Genomic DNA, 17,731 nt, shown 5'->3' with positions numbered 1-17,731 from the left:
TATAGTCGCGCCCTCGTAACGGAGACGTGGCCGAGAGGTCGAAGGCACTCCCCTGCTAAGGGAGCATGCGGGCTAAAACTCGCATCGAGGGTTCGAATCCCTCCGTCTCCGCCAGATACGAAAAGGCCCCTGGAATTCCAGGGGCCTTTTCCATTTCTGTGCGCCCTTCTGCACGCCCTTTCCGGGCGTTTTTTTGCGCCCCGGCGAAATCTCCCGCAACAAAACGGCATGCCCGTGTCCGCCGGGCCGGGCCTGCTGAATATCCGCATGGTGTGGCTACCCCTGCCGCGCCGATGTATCGCTGGCCATGGCCGCGTTCGCCCTGCGCGAAGTGACTTTCCGAATTTGCGGTGGATCAAGGATTCCGCTGTCGCGGACTTCGAGAATCGACCCCGACAAAAAGGTCATCCCATCGCAAACGGAGTCACGCAACATGAGCCGAGAACACAACAAGACGCCCGAGGAGCAGCTGGATCCGAGCCGTCGCAGATTCCTCAACACCGCGGCGGTAGCGGGGCTTGCGGGGGCCTCGATGAGTGTCGGCCTGTCCGCCTGCAACCAGGACAGCAAGCCGGCCAGCGCTGCGCCTGCCGCCGCGGCCGGCCATGCCGACGCCGCCCACGAAGGCCAGAACCCGCACCTGAAGCCGGGCGAACTGGATACGTATTACGGTTTCTGGAGCGGCGGTCACACCGGCGACTTCCGGGTGCTCGGCATGCCTTCCGGCCGCGAACTGCACCGGGTGCCGTGCTTCGTGCCGGATGCGCTGGTGGGCTGGGGCATCACCAATGAGTCCAAGGCGGTGATGGGCACCAAGGCGGACGGCAGCCTGAAGTACACCGTGGCCGACACCCACCACACCCACGCCTCCTACAAGGACGGCAACTACGACGGCCGCTACGCCTGGATCAACGACAAGATCAACAGCCGCATCGCCCGCATCCGGCTGGACTATTTCATCTGCGACAAGATCACCGAGCTGCCCAATGTGCAGGGCTTCCACGGCATCTTCCCGGACAAGCGCGACCCGGTGGACCCGGCGATCAACTACACCACCCGCGTGTTCTGCGGCGCCGAGTTCCACGTTCCGCTGCCGAACGACGGCCGCGACCTGGAGTCGCCGGAGAAATACCGCTCGCTGTTCTCCTGCGTCGATGCGGAAACCATGGAAGTGCGCTGGCAGATGCTGATCGACGGCAACTGCGACCTGGTGGCCACCTCCTACGACGGCAAGCTGGCGGCGACTAACCAGTACAACACCGAAGGCGGCTATCACTATGAAGGCATGATGTCCGCCGAGCGCGACGCCTGCCTGTTCGTCAACATCGCTCGTGTCGAGGAAGCGGTGAAGGCCGGCAAGACCACCACCATAGGAACCTCCAAGGTGCCGGTGGTGGATGGCACCCGCGCCGCCAACCCGGACCCGAAGAGCGCGCTGGTCGGCTACGTGTCGGTACCGAAGAACCCGCACGGCGTGAATGCCACGCCGGACGCCAAGTACTTCATCTGCGCCGGCAAGCTCTCGCCCACCGGCACGGTGATCGAGCTGGCCAAGGTGCTGGATTGGTTCGACGGCAAGCTGGACGACATCGACAAGGCCATCGTCGCCGAAGTGGAACTGGGCCTGGGGCCGCTGCATACCGCCTTCGACGGCCGCGGCAACGCTTACACAACGCTCTTCCTCGACAGCCAGATCGTGAAATGGAACGTGGATGCGGCGATCAGATTCCACGCCGGTGACAAGAGCGCGCAGTACGTCGTCGATCGCCTGGACGTCACCTACCAGCCGGGCCATGTGAATGCCTCCCAGTCCGAAACCCGCTTCGCCGACGGCAAGTGGCTGGCGGTGGGGTGCAAGTTCTCCAAGGACCGCTTCCTGCCGGTCGGCCCGCTGCATGCGGAAACCGAGCAGCTGGTGGACATCTCCGGCGAGAAGATGAAGCTGGTGGCGGACCACCCGGTACGGCCGGAGCCGCACGACTTCATCATCTTCAAGCGCGATCTGCTGCGGCCCAAGCAGGTCTATGACATGAACGAATTCCCGCTGGCGGTGAAGGATCAGAAGGAAGCCGGCGTGTTCCGCGACGGCAAGAAGGTCACCGTCAGGATCGCCTCGCTGGCGCCGGCTTTCGAGCCGCGGGAGTTCAAGATCAAGGTGGGCGATGAAGTCACCATCATCCTCACCAACCTCGACAAGGTGGAGGACCTGACGCACGGCTTCGCCATCCCGAAGTACAACGTCAATTTCATCGTCAATCCGCAGGAGACGAAGTCCGTCACCTTCAAGGCCGACAAGCCGGGCGTGTTCTGGTGCTACTGCACCCACTTCTGCCACGCGCTGCACCTCGAGATGCGCTCGCGCATGATCGTGGAGGCCTGATCCCTTTCTTTTCCCGGGTTGCATGGGGTGCGATTCGAGGGGCCTTGCGCCCCTCGCTTTTTTTCCGCCGCACGGTCCGGCGGCGCACCTGGCGGAAATTGACCCGCAACAAGTACAGCCTGAGCCGTGCTTCCTAGACTGCGGCCATGCCGTCAAGACGGACCGTACCATGATGATCCCCCAGGCCCTGCGTGGGCTCCTTCTTCTTGCCGCGCTGCTGTTCGCGGCCCCCCTGGTGCGGGCGGATGCCTACGAGGCCAAGCTGCCCGCCGAACTGAACACCGCCCCGCGCTTGTGCGACTACGTGCCCTGTGCCGAGGTGCTTCCGGGTGCCACGATTTTCTCCGAGCGCAAGGGAAGACCCTTCTATGTCGAAGGTTATGTCGAGGAGAAAAACGGCAAGCGTCTGGCGGGCTATGTGATGCTGTCCACCGACATCACCGACATCCCCGCTTATTCCGGCAAACCGGTGGTGACGCTGATCGGCATGGACGCGACTGGCCGCTTCACCGGCAGCCGCATCCTCAAGCACTCCGAGCCCATCCTGCTGCTGGGTATCCCGGAGTCGGCGCTGGTGCGCTTCAACCAGCAGTATCTCGGCAAGTTCGTCGGCGACAACATCGAGATCGGCCAGTCGCGGCCGGAGGAAGACATCATCGGCCTGGACGCCATCTCCGGCGCCACCGTCACCGTGATCGCGCAGAACCAGGTGATGATGAGCTCCGGCGCAGCGGTGGCGCGCCAGGTCGGCATCCTCGAACGCACCGTGCGGCCGCAGGCGCGGCTGCTGGAAACCGGCGCCACGCCGGACTGGGCGACGCTCGCCACGGAAGGCAGCGTGAAGAAGCTGACGGTGACGCCGGAGCAGGTCGGCCTGCCGCGCGCCGCCCAGCCCTTCATCGAACTCTGGTACGGCTACCTCAACCAGCCGGACGTCGGCCGCGCGGTGCTGGGCGAGGCCGGCTGGCAGAACCTGCTGGCGCGGCTGAAGCCGGGCGAGCACGCCATCTTCGTGATTCGCAGCGGCGGCAAGGAGTCCTTCAAGGGCTCCGGCTTCGTGCGCGGCGGCCTGTACGACCGGGTGCAGGTACGCCAGGGGCAGGATGCCTTCACCTTCCGCGACCTGGACTACCTCAACCTCTACGGCCTGGCGGCGGCCGGCGCGCCGCGTTTCGACGAGTCGGCCATCTTCATCATCCGCTCCGATGCTTTTTCCGCCGCCTACCCGTGGAAGTTCACCTTCCTCGGCAACCGGGTGGACCGCGAAACCGGCACCCGCAGCTTCGCCAACTTCGACAGCGAATACTGGCTGCCGGCGCAGTACCTGGACGGCGGCCGGCCGGAGGTGAAGAAGCCGGCGCCGCCCTGGCTGCGGGTGTGGCAGACGCGCCGCTACGAGATCGCCGCCTTCGCCGCGCTGCTGATCGCGGTGGCGGTGGTGTATGCCCAGCGCGACCGCCTGACCCGCGCCGCCACCCGCAACAACAAGTGGCCGGTGAATGGCTTCAAGTACAGCTTCTGGCTCATCAGCATCGGTTTCGTCGGCTTTCACCTGATGGCGCAGCCTTCCATCACCCAGGTGCTCACCTGGTTCCATGCGCTGCTGTTCCAGTGGCGCTGGGAGCTCTTCCTTACCGATCCCTTCATCTTCCTGTTCTGGATCTTCATCGTCGCCACCGTTTTCCTGTGGGGCAGAGGGCTGTTCTGCGGCTGGTTGTGCCCCTTCGGCTCGCTGTCGGAGCTGCTGTACAAGATAGGCGGGTGGGTCGGGCTGAAGCGTTTCCAGTTCAAGCTGCCCAAGGTCTGGCACCACCGCCTGAAGTGGGTGAAGTACGGCGTGTTCGGCGGATTGCTGGCGGTGTCGGTGCTCTCCATGGGGCTGGCGGAGATGCTGGCCGAGGTGGAGCCGTTCAAGACCACTTTCCTGGTCGGCCTGTTCAACCGCAGCTGGCCCTACACCCTGTTCGCCACCGGACTGCTCGGCTTGTCGATCTTCACCGAGCGGCCGTTCTGCAAGTACCTGTGCCCGCTGGGCGCCTCGCTGGCGATGCCGACGACCTTCCGCTGGTTCGGCCTCAAGCGCAAATCCGAGTGCGGCAGCTGCAAGGCCTGCGCGGTGGGCTGCGGCTCCCAGGCCATCGACGAGCACGGCCGCATCGACCAGCGCGAATGCCTGCATTGCCTGGACTGCATGGTGCTCTACACCGACGACCACGCCTGCCCGCCGCTGGTGCACGAGCGCAAGCGCCGCGGCAAGGCCGGCCAGCCGCTGACGCCGATAGGCGCGGACGGCTACTACATCCCGATCAAGCCGGTGTCTGCCGCCGCTGCCCAGGCGGCCGCCGCCAATGCGGCCACCGCCAACGCGCCCAGCGGCATGGCGTTGCAGCCCTGAGGCAATGGAGAACAACATGGTCGATCCGAGAATGCTCACCGACCCGGTGCAGCCGCCCTACGCGGCGGAAGGCGGCGCACTGCGCCGGCTGGCCGCCGAGCTGTGGGACCACCTGTGGCCGTGGAGCCGCAGCGGCTTCCGCCAGCCGCGCACCCAGTTGCGCGCGCTGCAGGGCGCCGGCCTGGCGCTTGCGCTGGCGGTCAGCGTGGTGTGGGTGCTGGCGGCCGCCGGCCGGCTGGAGGCGGGCGCCGTCATCGGCTGGTGGTTCGGCTGGAGCGTGTTCGAAGTCATCGTCCGCCTCGGCGCCAAGCCCTACGTGAAGGAAGGGCCGTGGTGGGGCCGGCGTTACCGCGCGGCTTCGCTGATGGACATGCTGTGCTACGTCGGCTTCAAGAACCTGCTGACAGGCGCGGCGCTGTTCCTGGCGCTGAAGTCCCTCGGCCTGCTGGTGGTGTGAGCATTCCCGCCATGACGCTCCCCACCGCCCGCCGCTTGCTGATCCTCATCGCCGGCATCGCACTGGCAGCGTTGGCTCCCCTGGCCGCCGCCGCCACCCTGCGGGTGGTGCCGGGCGAGTCCATCCAGGCGGCGCTGGACCGTGCCGAAGCCGGCGACGTGGTGGAAGTGGCGCGCGGCCGCTATGTGGAAAACCTGCGCATCACCAAGCCGCTGACGCTGCGCGGCCTGGACCGGCCGACGATCTCCGGCGGCGAGCGCGGCGACACCCTGCGCGTCACCGCGGTGGACGTCGTCATCGAAGGGCTGATCGTGGCCGACTCCGGCGGCAGCCTGCGCGAGCAGAACGCCGGCATCTACATCCAGCCCGGCGCCGACCGCGCGGTGGTGCGCAACTGCGAGCTCACCTACAACCTGTTCGGCCTGTGGGTGGAGCAGGCCAACGACGTGCTGATCGAAGGCAACGTCATCACCGGCAAGCGGGACTACCAATCCTCCCAGCGCGGCAACGGCGTGCAGCTCTACAACACCCGGCGGGCCCGGGTGCTGGGCAACGAAATCAGCTTCGTGCGCGACGCCCTCTATGTAGACGTCACCCACGACGCCATCTTCCGCGGCAACCGCCTGCACCACAGCCGCTACGGTACCCACTACATGAACTCCTACCGCAACCTGTGGGAGGACAACGATGTGTGGATGAACCGCGGCGGCTTGGCGCTGATGGAGGTGCGCGACCAGGTGGTGCGCAACAACCGCGTCTGGGCCAATTCCGACCACGGCATCATGCTGCGCACCATCCAGGACGCGGTGGTGGAGAACAACATCGTCGCCGGCAACTCGCGCGGCTTCTTCATCTACGACGCCGAATACAACACCCTGCGCGGCAACCTGCTGGTGGACAACCTCGTCGGCGTGCACCTGTGGGCCGGCTCCAAGAACAACCAGGTGGAACGCAACGACTTCATCGCCAACCGCGAGCAGGTGCGCTATGTCGGTGCCCGCGACGAATTGTGGGGGATCAAGGAAGGCAACCACTGGAGCAACTACCTTGGCTGGGACCGCAACGGCGACGGCGTGGGCGATGTGCGCTACGAGGCCAACGACCTTGTCGACCGCCTGAGCTGGAAGCATCCGCTGATCAAGCTGCTGCTCGCCAGCCCGGCGGTGCAGACCCTGCGTCTGGTCGGCCAGCAGTTTCCGCTGCTGCGCGCCCCCAGCGTGGTCGACCCCAAGCCGCGCATGCGGCCCGACAAGGAAAACTGGAGAGACTGGCGTGGCAAGACCTTCCCTGGCGTACGCTGAAATGCCGAACGCGTCGTCCGGCGCAGGCGCCGCGGGCGCCGAACCGCTGGCCACCGCCGCGGAACACCCGGCCGCCGAAGCGGTGGTCAGCGTGCGCGGCGTGCGCAAGCACTACGGCGCGGTGCATGCGGTGGATGGGGTGGACCTGGACATCCGCCGCGGCGAGCTGTTCGGCCTCATCGGTCACAACGGCGCCGGCAAGAGCACCCTGTTCAAGATGATGCTGGGCCTGGTGCCGGCCACCGCCGGCGAGATCCGCATCGGCGGCGTGGCCGTCGGTGGCCGCGACTTCCGCGCAGCCCGCCGCGCCGTCGGCTACCTGCCGGAAAACGTGGTGCTCTACGACAACCTCACCGGCCTGGAAACGCTGCACTTCTTCGCCCGCCTCAAGGGCGCGGCGGTGGCCGACTGCGTGCCGGTGCTGGAGCGTGTCGGCCTCGCCCATGCGGCGCGGCGGCGGGTGCGGGAATACTCCAAGGGCATGCGCCAGCGCCTCGGCTTTGCCCAGGCCCTGCTCGGCAAGCCGCGGCTGCTGTTCCTGGACGAACCCACCACCGGGCTGGATCCGGAAGCCATCCGCGACTTTTACGCCACCCTGCGCGAGCTGCGCGCCGAGGGCGTCACCATGGTGCTCACCTCCCACATCCTGGCCGAGATCCAGGAGCGGGTGGACCGCCTCGCCATCATGGCCGCCGGCAAGGTGCAGGCGCTGGGCACGGTGCAGGCGCTGCGCGAGCGCATGGACCTGCCGTTGAACATCGACCTGCGGGTGGCCGAGGTGGACATCGCCGCGGTGCGCGCCGCGCTCGCCAGCCTGCCGCTGCTGGCGGTGGCCGACTGCGAAGGCGGCCTGGCGCTGCAATGCCGGCGCGAGCTCAAGATGGCGGTGCTGGAGGCGCTCACCATGCTGGCCGGCAGGGTGAGCGACCTCCGGGTGCGCGAACCCTCGCTCGAAGACGTGTTCTTCGGCTTCGCCGATTGAGGAGGGCGACATGGAAATCCGACAGATCGCCACCATCGCCGGCAAGGAATTCTGGGACCGCCTGCGCAACCGCTGGGTGCTGGCGGTGGCGCTGGTATTCACTGCCTTCGCCCTGGTCATCGCCTATTTCGGCGCCGCCCAGCAGGGCGCGGTGGGCTTCCGCTCCATCGAAGTCACCATCGCCAGCCTGGTCAGCCTGGTGATCTACCTGATCCCGCTGATCGCGCTGATGCTGGGCTTCGACGCCATCGTCGGCGAGCGCGAGCGCGGTTCGCTGGACCTGCTGCTGGCGTTGCCCATCACCCGCTTCGAACTGCTGCTGGGCAAATACCTCGGCCTGGCGGCGGCGCTGACCTTCTCCACCGTGGTCGGCTTCGGCCTGGTCGCGCTGGTGCTGGCGCGCCAGCTGGATCTGGGCGCGTTGTTCCACTACTTCGGCTTCATGGGCAGCTCGGTGCTGCTGGGCATGGCCTTCCTCAGCCTGGCGGTGATGCTGTCGGTGTTCGCCGCCGACCGCACCCGCGCCTCCGGCCTGGCCATCGCGCTGTGGTTCTTCTTCGTGCTGGTGTTCGACCTGCTGCTGCTCGGCGCCCTGGTGCTGGGCGGCGATGGCCATGGCAGCGAGTTCTACCCCTACCTGCTGCTCGCCAACCCGGCGGATGTGTTCCGCATCCTCAATATCTTCAGCCTGGACGATGTGCGCACCCTGTACGGCCTCGCCACCGTGTTCCCGCCGGCGCTGGCCCGGCCCTGGCTGCTGGGCGGGGTGATGCTGGGCTGGATCGCGCTGCCGCTGGGCGTGGCCGCCTGGCGCTTCCGCAAGTGACGAAAGAGAGAACGACATCATGAAATCCTCCCCTCTTGCCCCCTGCACCCGCCTGTTGCTCACCGCGGCTGCCGCCACGCTGCTCGCCGCCTGCGGCCCGGCCGACCACAAGGCCCAGGCGCCGGTGGTGGTCGAGATAGACCGTAGCACCGTGTGCGCGCTGGACGGCATGCTGCTGGCCGACTACCCCGGCCCCAAGGCCCAGATCCATTACCAGGACAAGGCCGAGCCGGAGTTCTTCTGCGACACGGTGGAAATGTTCTCCCTCTACCTCAAGCCGGAGCAGGTGCGCGGCGTGCGCGCCCTCTACGTGCAGGACATGGGCAAGGCCGAGTGGGACAACCCGCGCGGCCACTGGGTGGATGCCAGGAGCGCCTGGTATGTGCACGGCTCCAGCCGCAAAGGCTCCATGGGGCCGACCATCGCCAGCTTCGGCAGCGAGGCGGATGCGCAGAAATTCGCCGGCGAGTACGGCGGCAAGGTCTACCGCTTCGAGGGCATCACCGCCGACATGGTGGTGCTGGATGGCGGCGCGCTGCACGACCAGCGGATGTAAGCCGCGATGGATGCCGGAACCCGTGCCAACGCCCCGGCCGCCACGCCGTTCCGCCGCCTGGGCATGCTGGCCGCCGGCCTGCTGCTGCTGGGCGGCGCCATCTACGGCTGGCATGCGGCGGGCGCGGCCGGGCCGGCGGCCGACCGCCTGGCCGAGGTGCTGGCCGAGGACATCTGCATCGTCCGCCCCGGTGCGCCTTTCCCCGGCGCGGTCCATCCCTACGACCCCGCCAGCGGGCTGCAGATGCTGGCGGCGCGGCCGGTGCCGGCGCTGGCGCGCTGCGCCGTCTGCGGCATGTATCCGGCGCGCCATCCGCAATGGGCGGCGCAGGTGATCGTCGCCAGCGGCGACGCCTGGTTCTTCGATTCGCCGGTGGACATGCTGCTCTTCATCGCCGACAGCAGCCGCTTCACCAACGGCCAGGGCGCTGGCGAGATTGCCGCCCGCTACGTCACCGACTACGCCGGCGGCGGCTGGGTGCCGGCGGCGCAAGCCTGGTTCGTGCATGGCTCCACCGCCAAGGGCCCGATGCGCGGGCCGGATCTGCCGGCCTTCGCCAAGCGCAAGGATGCTGAGACCTTTGCCCGCGCCCGGGGAGGCGAGGTGTTCGCCTTCGACGCCCTGGATGTGCAGATCGCCGAGCTGCTGCGCTATGGCCATGGCCACCACGGCCACTCGATGCCGGCGCCGGCGGCGGGCGAAGCCGGCTGAGCGTCGGGGCGATCAAGCGGGCGCCGGGGTTCGCCCGGCGGAGGTCGTCTCCAGCCTGATCGGCTGGTCGCAGGAAAAGGGCGGCACCGCGGCCGCCCCCGCAAGGCTCAAGGATTCGCCAGGCGCAAGCGCGCTCAGCCCTCCAGCGCCGCCGCCGGGCCGAAGAACTCGTAGTGCGTCCGCTCCGCCGGCACGCCCAGCGCTGCCAACTGCTTCTTCACCCGCGCCATGAACGGTTTGGGGCCAAGGAAGTAGGCATCCACCGCGGCCGGCTCCGGCAGCCAGGCCTGCAGTTGCTCCTGCGTCAGCAAGCCCTCGCCGTCGGCCTGGTCGCCCTGGCGCGGCTCGCTGTAGCAGTAGAAGCGGCGCAGCGCGGGATGGCGCGCCGCCAGCTCGTCCACCCAGGCGCGGAAGGCGTGCACGCCGGCATGGCGGGCGCAGTGGATGAAATGCACTTCGCGGCCCTCGGCCAGCGCCGCCTCCATCATCGGCAGCGCCGGGGTGATGCCGACCCCGGCGGTGATCAGCGCCAGCGGGCGGGTGCCCTCGCGCAGGGTGAAATCGCCGCTGGGCGGATAGAGCGCCAGCTCGTCGCCCTCGCGCACGCTGTCGTGCAGATGGCCGGAGACCTTGCCGCCGGGTTCGCGTTTCACGCTGATGCGGTAATCCACTCCGTTGGCCGCGGCCGAGAGGGAGTAATTGCGCCGCACTTCCTGGCCACCTATGGTCAGCCGCAGGCCGATGTACTCGCCCGGGCGGTGGCGCAGCACCGGCTTGCCATCCACCGGCGCGAGGTAGAAGGAGGTGATCTCCTCGCTCTCCGCTACCTTGCGCGCCACCCGGAAGGCGCGCTCGCCGCGCCAGCCGCCCTCGGCCGCCGCATGCTCGGCATAGACCGTCTCCTCGGCGCCGATCAGCAGGTCGGCGAGCTGGCCGTAGGCCGCCGCCCAGGCCTCGATCACCGCGTCGGTGGCGATCTCGCTGCCCAGCACTTCGCGGATGGCGCGCAGCAGGCAGGCGCCGACGATGGGATAGTGCTCCGGCAGCACCTGCAGCGAGACGTGCTTGTGCACGACCTGGCCCACCAGCGGGCCCAGCGCTTCCAGGCGATCGATATGCCTGGCGTACATCAGCACGCCATTGGCGAGCGCGCGCGGCTGATCGCCGCTCGCCTGGTGCGCCTGGTTGAAGAGCGGCCGCACCTGGGGGTATTCGGCCAGCATGATGCGGTAGAAGTGGGTGGTGAGCGCCTCGCCGCCGGTTTCCAGCAAGGGTACGGTGGCCTTGATGATGGCGCGATGTTCCTGACTCAGCATGATCTCTCCTGGGGACGGGGTTTATGTTCGCCGGCCGCTGCGGACGGCGGGGGCGGGCGGAAGAGATCAGGTTTCGTGCCAGCCCGGTGAGCCTGTAGGATCAAGCGCTTTCCTGCCACAGTGTGTCGGAATGACAGCGCTGGGTTGCTGTCTTTTCGACATGGAGCGTGTCCGAATGACGCCAGAGCCGCTGCTTTCCATCCTGATCCCGCTGGTGGACGATCTCGCCCGCGAGCTACCGGAGGAGGCGCGCTACCGCCGCCTGCTGCAGGCCCTGCGGCGCCTGCTGCCGTGCGACGCCACCGCGCTGCTGCGGTTGGAGGGCGACGCGTTGCTGCCGGTGGCGATAGACGGTCTCAGCGCCGACACCCTGGGCCGGCGCTTCCGCGTCGCCGACCATCCCCGCTTCGCCGTGCTGCTGGCCGGCGAGGGCCCCACCCGTTTTCCCGCCACCTCGCCGCTGCCCGATCCCTACGATGGCCTGGTGCTGGGCGCCCGGCTAGAGGTGCATGACTGCCTTGGCTGCCCGCTCTACCTGGATGGCAGGCCCTGGGGCCTGCTCACGCTGGATGCCTTGGAGCCCGGGCGCTTCGCCGAGACCGATGTCGCCCTGCTCGCCGGCTTCGCCAGCCTGGCCGCCGCCACCGTGCGCGCCGCCCAGCGCATGGACGCGCTCGCCCGCAGCGAGGCGGAGGCGCGCGCCCGCGCCGATGTCTACTCCCAGGCCGCGAGCGGGATGGAAGCGCCGCGGCTGAGCGGCCAGAGCGCCGCCATCCGCCGCCTGCAGAAGGAAATCGCGGTGGTCGGCAACAGCGAACTCACCGTGCTGATAGGCGGCGAGACCGGCGTCGGCAAGGAGCTCGTGGCGCAGGCGCTGCACGCCCATTCCCCTCGCGCCGGGCGCCTGCTGGTGAGCGTGAATTGCGCCGCGCTGCCGGAGAGCCTGGTGGAAAGCGAACTCTTCGGTCATGTGCGCGGCGCCTTCTCCGGCGCGGTGGGCGACCGCCGCGGCAAGTTCGCGCTGGCCGATGGCGGCACCCTGTTCCTGGACGAAGTCGGCGAGCTGCCGTTGGCGGCCCAGGCCAAGCTGCTGCGGGTGCTGCAGGGCGGTCACCTGCAGCGGCTGGGGGCGGAGCGGGAGCAACAGGTGGACGTGCGGGTGATCGCCGCCACCAACCGCGATCTGGCGGAGGAGGTGCGCCAGGGCCGCTTCCGCGCCGACCTCTATCACCGCCTCTGCGCCTACCCCCTGCGGGTGCCGCCCTTGCGCGAACGCGGCCGCGACGTGCTGCTGCTGGCCGGCTTCTTCCTCGAACAGAATCGCGCCCGCCTCGGCCTGCGCGGCCTGCGGCTAGCGCCAGACGCCCAGGCGGCGCTGCTGGCCTACCCCTGGCCAGGCAATGTGCGGGAGCTGGAACACCTGGTGGGCCGCGCCGCGCTGAAGGCCCTGGCGGCCCAGGCGGAGCGGCCGCGCATCCTCAGCCTGGGCGCGCTCGACCTGGAGCTGACGCCGCCAGCGGCTGCAGGTACGGCGGAGGTGCCGCAGGAGGAGATCGCCAGCGGCGGTCTGCGCGAGGCGGTGGAGCGGCTGCAGCGCGACATGATCGCCGCCAGCCTGGGCCGCCACCGCGACAACTGGGCCGCGGCGGCGCGCCAACTGGGCGTGGACCGCGCCAACCTGCACCGGCTGGCGAAGCGCCTCGGGCTGCGCTGAAGCGAGGGACGTTCCAGCGCGGCCCGGCCGCGGCGCGCACCGCCAGCCCCACTGGCGGGGGACGGCGGGCGGCGACAAAGGACGGCCCCAGCCCATCCGCTCCCGGCTCGAACACGCTGGGGCGGGGGCGGCTGGTCCCGGTGCTTACTCCGACTTGGAGACCATGTAGTCCACCGCCGCCTTGACGTCCTCGTCCGGCATCGTCGCCGCTCCGCCGCGCGACGGCATCATGCCCTTCTGGCCGGTGAAGCCTTCCAGCGCGTGCTTGTACAGCGTGTCCTTGCCCTGGGCGATGCGCGGGCCCCAGTCGGCCTTGTCGCCCGGCTTGGGCGCGCCGGCCACGCCGGCGCTGTGGCACATGGCACAGACCTTCTTGTAGGAGGCCTCGCCCGGATGCGGCGCGGCAGGCGCGGCGGCAACCGGCGGTGGTGCAGGCGCGGCGGCCGGGGCCGGCGGCGGGCTTTCCTGGCCACCGCAAGCGGCAAGGGTGGCGGCGAGCAGGGCAGCGATCAGCAGGGGTGTGTTTTTCATGACAAGGCTCCGTTTTTGTCTGTGCGGCAGGGCCGGCCGCGGTGGGCGGCCGGCTGTGTGTGCGGGGCCATGCTATGAAGCGGCGGACGAAATTTGATTGATTCGAATCAAAACGGCAAAGCCGCTCGCAGCGCGGACCGAAGCGGCCTATCGGGTTGCGAGGCCGCCGCCTCAGGGGGCGCCGGCCAGCGCGACATGGGCTGGAAGCCGCGCAGCTGCGGTATTTTCCTTGCAGGGAATGGAGGGTTTTCGCCGCGCGGGAAGCGGGCAAAAGCGGCCTGGGAAACGGCGGGGCTGTGGTTCTTTCGGCGGCTGAAAATGCGAAAGCGGAGGAGGGTGGAGCGGGGTGTTCAGTCTTGACCGGCCACCGGCCGGCGGACGAAGGCGAGCGTTTGCGGCGTGCCTGCCGGCCGTGGCATCAGGTCCGCCAGCGTGCGGCCGTCCAGCACCGCGAACATCGCCGTCAGCGCCTCGCCCAGCACCGCCTGCAGCTGACAGGCGCCGTCCATGTAGCACTGGGAGTCGCTGCCGAAGCACTCCACCAGCGCGAAGTCGGTTTCGGTCTGGCGCAGCACCGCGCCCAGCACGATCTGCGCCGGCGCCTGTGCCAGCCGCATGCCGCCGCCCTTGCCGCGCAGCGTCTCGACATAGCCGGCGCGGCCGAGCTGGTGCACCACCTTGGTCAGGTGATGTTCGGAAATGGCGTGGGCCTGGGCGATCTCGGCCACGGTGCTGAGGCGGTCGCCGCGTTCGCCCAGGTACATCAGTACGCGCAGGCAGTAATCGGAGAAGGTGCTGAGCCGCATGGGCCGGCCTTTAAAGGTGTATGAAACATATTGATTATGGCCTGCCGCGCTGGTAATCTGAAAGCTGCATAGGAAATGCATCTTATGCTGCGCCGGCAACGCCGCTGGCAACGGTCCTTTCCCCGAAAAATTACCGTGCCCCGCGGCGTCCATCCCCATGTCAGAGCAGCAGCGCAGTGCCCCGTCCCGCAGTACTCCGTCCCTCTCCCCGGTTTCCCCTGAAGCGTCGCCGCAGCCGTCCGCTGCACCCGCTCCCGCGCAAGACGCGAAGCCCCCGGCCCAGCCCCTGCGCCGCGCCAGGCTGAGCGCGGTGCCCAAGGCGGATGAAGGTTCGCTCTTCGTCTCCGAAGCCAAGGTCTATCCGCGCAGCATCAACGGCGTGTTCCAGCGCTGGCGCTGGGTGTTCGCCTGGCTCACGCAGATCGTCTTCTACGGCCTGTGCTGGCTGCCGTGGAATGGCCGGCAGGCGGTGCTGTTCGACCTGGATGCCCGCCGCTTCTATGTTTTCGACTTCGTACTGTGGCCGCAGGACACCATCTACCTCGCGGTGTTGCTGGTGCTGTCGGCGCTGGCCTTGTTCCTGTTCACCACGGTGGCGGGGCGGCTGTGGTGCGGCTACACCTGTCCGCAGACGGTCTACACCGAACTCTTCCTGTGGGTGGAGCGCAAGATCGAGGGCGACCGCTCCAGGCGCATGAAGCTGGACGCCGCGCCCTGGGGCGTGCGCAAGCTGGGCCTCAAGTCGGCCAAGCACGGCGTGTGGCTGGCGGTGGCGCTGTGGACCGGCTTCACCTTCGTCGGCTACTTCACGCCCATCCGCGAACTGGCGGTGGAGACGCTGTCCTTCTCGCTGTCCGGCTGGGAGACCTTCTGGGTGCTGTTCTACGGCGGCGCCACCTATGGCATGGCCGGCTTCATGCGCGAGCAGATGTGCAAGTACATCTGCCCCTATGCCCAATTCCAGTTCGTGATGTTCGACCAGGACACCCTGATCGTCGCCTACGACGAGGCCCGCGGCGAACCGCGCGGCGGGCGCTCCAAGAAGGTGGTCGCCAAGGAGCAGGGCCTGGGCGATTGCGTGGATTGCAGCATGTGCGTGCAGGTCTGCCCCACCGGCATCGACATCCGCAACGGCCTGCAACTGGAGTGCATAGGCTGCGGCGCCTGTATCGACGCCTGTGACCAGGTGATGGACAAGATGCAGTACCCGCGCGGCCTCATCCGCTACTCCACCGAGAACGCGCTCAAGCACCGCAGCTCCCGCGCCACCATCCTGCGCCGCGCGCTGCGGCCGCGGGTGCTCATCTACAGCGCGGTCTTCCTCGTCGCGCTCACCGCCACCGCCTGGTCGCTGGCGACCCGGGTGCCGCTGAAAGTGGACGTGCAGCGCGACCGCGCCGCGCTGGCCAGCGAGGCGGACGACGGCTCCATCGAGAACGCCTTCCGCCTGCAGCTCATCAATGCCAGCGAAAGCGAGCGCCACTACGTGGTGAGCGTGGCCGGGCTGGACGGCATCCACCTGGCCGAAGCGCTGACGGTGAGCGTGCAGGGCGCCTCCACCGCCGCCGCCACCGTACAGGTGCGGGTGGCGCCGGGCGCTGCCGGCAGCGGCCCGCACCGCATCGAGTTCACCGTGACCGACCAGGCCGATCCCGCGGTGACGGTGACCGAAGATGCCAAGTTCTGGCTGCCCTGAACTTCCCTTGAACTGCCCCTAGTCCGCAGCGGAGAACCGCGATGTGGCCCTTCCCCGATATCCGCGCGCAGCGTGAAGCCGAGCAGCGCTGCGCCGCGCTGGCGAGCGAAAACGCGGCGCTGCTCGCCCGGCTGGAGGCGGCCGAGGCCGACCGTGCCGAACTCGGCCGGCGCCTTGCCGCCCGCGAGCAGGAGCGCGAGGTGCTGGACGGCGTGTTCCGCAACCTCGGCAGCTTCGGCGACTCCCTGGCCGGTGTCGGCGGTTCCTTCCTTGAACTGGTCGGCGCGCTGGACCGCGACAAAGGCAAGGCGGTGGATGCCGCCGAACATGCCGAGAGCAACCGCCAATCCTTCGAGACCATCGCTGGCCGGCTGCAGCAGATGGTGGGGAAAATGGGCGAGGCTTCCGCCAGGGTCGAGGGCCTGCACCACCGCGCCGAAGAGATTGGCGGCATCGTCGAGCTGATCAGGGAGGTGGCGGCGCAAACCAATCTGCTGGCGCTGAACGCCGCCATCGAGGCCGCCCGCGCAGGCGAGTCCGGCCGCGGCTTCGCGGTCGTGGCGGATGAGGTGCGCAAACTCGCCGAACGCACCGGCAAGGCCACCGGCGACATTGCCGAGCGGGTCGCCGCGATTCAGGGCGACACCGGGGCGGCCAGGGCGGTGATGCAGCTGGGCGCGCAGGACATGGAAGCGTTTTCCCGCTACAGCGCGGAGGCCACCCTCAGCATGCAGCACCTCATCGGCCTGTCGCGTGAGGTGGAGCACTCTTCCGCCAGCTCCGCCCGGCTGGCGAACGTGGAGCTCGCCAACCTGGAAGAGCTGGGCCTGAAGCTGGAGGTGTACAAGGTGCTCCTCGGCCTCTCCGACCTGCGCCCCGACGCCCTGCCGGACGAAACCGCTTGCCGCCTCGGCCGCTGGTACTACGACGGCGAGGGCAAGACCCGCTACGCCCGCCTGCCCGGCTACGCCGCCCTGGAGCAGCCGCACCGCGAGGTCCACCAGCACGCCCGCCGCGCGCTGGAACTGCACTACGCCGGCAAGCCCGCCGCCGCCCTGGCCGCGCTGGCGGCAATGGAGCAGGCCAACCTCACGGTGATGGCCGGCATGGCGAGGATGCTGGCCGGCGAGGCCTGAGCGGCCGGCGCCGCCGCCGGCACCCAGGCAGATCGCTGGAAGGCGCCCGCCGCCCGGCGGCCCCTGCCCCACACCGGCACGCCGCCGGCCCTCTCCGCTTGCCAGCCTCATTCCGTCACGTCGCGTACCCAGCGCACGCGATGGCGACCCTGCACGTCCAGCGTGCCGTCGGCCCCCATGGAGGTGATCGTGCGGGAGACGGTTTCCAGGGTCAGGTCGGTGATGTCGGCGATATCCCGCAGCCTGGGCAGCACGACGGCGCAGCCGCCGCCGCTCATCAGCGCCAGCAGCTTGCGGATGCGCTCCGTCGCCTTGCCGCAGCGCAGGGCCAGCAGCGCGCCCATCCGCCGTTCCGCGGCGGCCACCGTCTGCAGCCAGAACCCGCTGGCTGCCGCGTCGGCGGCCTGGGTCCAGGGTTTCAGCGTGCAGGGCGACAGGGCGTGGGCGCTGAAGGTGTAGCGGCCGAAGAGCAGGGTTTCCGCTCCGACCACATCGCCGCTCATGGCGAGTCCGGCGAACCGCGGACCGGTGTCGTCGTCATGGTCCAGCCGCAGGGTGCCGCTGACCAGGCGCCAGGCATGTCCTTCCTCGCCAGCAGCGTAGAAGGGGGCACCGCGCCGCAGCGACACCATGCCTTGTCCGGCTTCATAGTGTTCGTTCACTTTTCGGCTCCAGCCATATTGAGTTTTCGGAGGAGCACCGGGGTGCTCGTTCGCGCTCGCCGCTTCCCGTGGCGCCTTCCTCCAGGGATGGGCGCGGCGAACCGGGGAGGGCATGGGCATGGCAAAGCGCTCCGGCAAGGCGAGTCGCCGCGCCAGCACTTCCTTCGCAGTGCCTGTGCGGGCAGCGGCGGCGGTTCTGTTCCGGCAGCGCAACAGGCGTGACGAAGCGGGCGCCGGCGGATGGGGCGGCGCAGCCCGAGGA

General features: G+C 68.8%; 15 protein-coding genes and 1 tRNA gene. 12 read left to right on the top strand and 4 right to left on the bottom strand.

Translation table 11 applies throughout. The features are described 5' to 3' along the window. Positions 1-20: 20 nt before the first annotated feature. The 9 genes from GRF61_RS14685 (at position 21) to GRF61_RS14650 (ending at position 9,608) form a co-directional block, all read left to right on the top strand. Positions 21-114 (top strand) — tRNA-Ser (locus GRF61_RS14685). Positions 115-433: 319 nt separating this feature from the next. Further along, positions 434-2,380 (top strand): TAT-dependent nitrous-oxide reductase, encoded by a 1,947-nt coding sequence (gene nosZ / locus GRF61_RS14680; protein ID WP_169151383.1) that lies wholly within the window; start codon positions 434-436, stop codon positions 2,378-2,380. A gap of 169 nt (positions 2,381-2,549) precedes the next feature. Beyond that, a complete protein-coding gene (locus tag GRF61_RS14675; RefSeq protein WP_211165981.1) occupies positions 2,550-4,775 on the top strand; it encodes a NosR/NirI family protein in 2,226 nt (741 codons plus the stop codon). 16 nt (positions 4,776-4,791) lie between these two features. Further along, the gene (locus tag GRF61_RS24595; RefSeq protein ID WP_211165980.1) at positions 4,792-5,232 is read left to right on the top strand and encodes a transcription regulator; all 441 of its coding nucleotides are present in this window, start codon (positions 4,792-4,794) and stop codon (positions 5,230-5,232) included. 11 nt (positions 5,233-5,243) lie between these two features. Next, the gene (locus tag GRF61_RS14670; protein WP_169151382.1) at positions 5,244-6,533 is read left to right on the top strand and encodes a nitrous oxide reductase family maturation protein NosD; all 1,290 of its coding nucleotides are present in this window, start codon (positions 5,244-5,246) and stop codon (positions 6,531-6,533) included. 82 nt (positions 6,534-6,615) lie between these two features. After that, on the top strand, positions 6,616-7,515 hold the full coding sequence (locus tag GRF61_RS14665; protein WP_348982407.1) for an ABC transporter ATP-binding protein: 900 nt from the start codon (positions 6,616-6,618) through the stop codon (positions 7,513-7,515). A 10-nt stretch (positions 7,516-7,525) separates the two neighbouring features. Next, positions 7,526-8,341 (top strand): ABC transporter permease subunit, encoded by an 816-nt coding sequence (locus GRF61_RS14660; RefSeq protein ID WP_169151381.1) that lies wholly within the window; start codon positions 7,526-7,528, stop codon positions 8,339-8,341. Positions 8,342-8,360: 19 nt separating this feature from the next. Beyond that, entirely contained in the window at positions 8,361-8,897 is a 537-nt protein-coding gene (locus tag GRF61_RS14655) for a nitrous oxide reductase accessory protein NosL (RefSeq protein WP_169151380.1), read from the top strand. Between the two features lie 6 nt (positions 8,898-8,903). Further along, positions 8,904-9,608 (top strand): nitrous oxide reductase accessory protein NosL, encoded by a 705-nt coding sequence (locus GRF61_RS14650; RefSeq protein ID WP_248281255.1) that lies wholly within the window; start codon positions 8,904-8,906, stop codon positions 9,606-9,608. Between the two features lie 134 nt (positions 9,609-9,742). On the opposite strand, the gene hmpA is transcribed toward GRF61_RS14650, so the two are convergent. Further along, positions 9,743-10,924, bottom strand: a complete 1,182-nt coding sequence (hmpA, locus tag GRF61_RS14645; RefSeq protein WP_169151379.1) for an NO-inducible flavohemoprotein — start codon at positions 10,922-10,924, stop codon at positions 9,743-9,745. Positions 10,925-11,099: 175 nt separating this feature from the next. Here hmpA and norR point away from each other — a divergent pair, with 175 nt between their 5' ends. Beyond that, positions 11,100-12,638: a nitric oxide reductase transcriptional regulator NorR gene (gene norR / locus GRF61_RS14640; RefSeq protein WP_169151378.1), complete on the top strand. Its 1,539-nt coding sequence runs from the start codon at positions 11,100-11,102 to the stop codon at positions 12,636-12,638. Positions 12,639-12,782: 144 nt separating this feature from the next. Here norR and GRF61_RS14635 read toward each other — a convergent pair whose 3' ends face one another. Beyond that, positions 12,783-13,169, bottom strand: a complete 387-nt coding sequence (locus GRF61_RS14635; protein ID WP_169151377.1) for a c-type cytochrome — start codon at positions 13,167-13,169, stop codon at positions 12,783-12,785. Between the two features lie 350 nt (positions 13,170-13,519). Next, positions 13,520-13,975, bottom strand: coding sequence for an Rrf2 family transcriptional regulator (locus GRF61_RS14630; protein WP_169151376.1), 456 nt, complete (start codon positions 13,973-13,975; stop codon positions 13,520-13,522). A 310-nt stretch (positions 13,976-14,285) separates the two neighbouring features. Here GRF61_RS14630 and ccoG point away from each other — a divergent pair, with 310 nt between their 5' ends. Both ccoG and GRF61_RS14620 read left to right on the top strand, forming a co-directional pair. Then, positions 14,286-15,671 carry a cytochrome c oxidase accessory protein CcoG gene (gene ccoG, locus GRF61_RS14625; protein WP_348982406.1) on the top strand — a complete coding sequence of 462 codons (1,386 nt, stop codon included), beginning with the start codon at positions 14,286-14,288 and terminating at the stop codon, positions 15,669-15,671. A 41-nt stretch (positions 15,672-15,712) separates the two neighbouring features. Further along, positions 15,713-16,807, top strand: coding sequence for a methyl-accepting chemotaxis protein (locus tag GRF61_RS14620; RefSeq protein ID WP_169151374.1), 1,095 nt, complete (start codon positions 15,713-15,715; stop codon positions 16,805-16,807). 107 nt (positions 16,808-16,914) lie between these two features. Here the strand turns inward: GRF61_RS14620 and GRF61_RS14615 are convergent, their stop codons facing one another. Then, positions 16,915-17,469: a Crp/Fnr family transcriptional regulator gene (locus GRF61_RS14615; protein ID WP_169151373.1), complete on the bottom strand. Its 555-nt coding sequence runs from the start codon at positions 17,467-17,469 to the stop codon at positions 16,915-16,917. Between the last annotated feature and the right edge of the window lie 262 nt (positions 17,470-17,731).

The sequence above is a fragment of the Azoarcus sp. TTM-91 genome (genome assembly GCF_012911025.1).
Classification (GTDB): domain Bacteria; phylum Pseudomonadota; class Gammaproteobacteria; order Burkholderiales; family Rhodocyclaceae; genus Azoarcus.
Note: the sequence above shows the minus strand (reverse complement) of the source record. Positions and strands in the feature narration are given on the sequence as shown.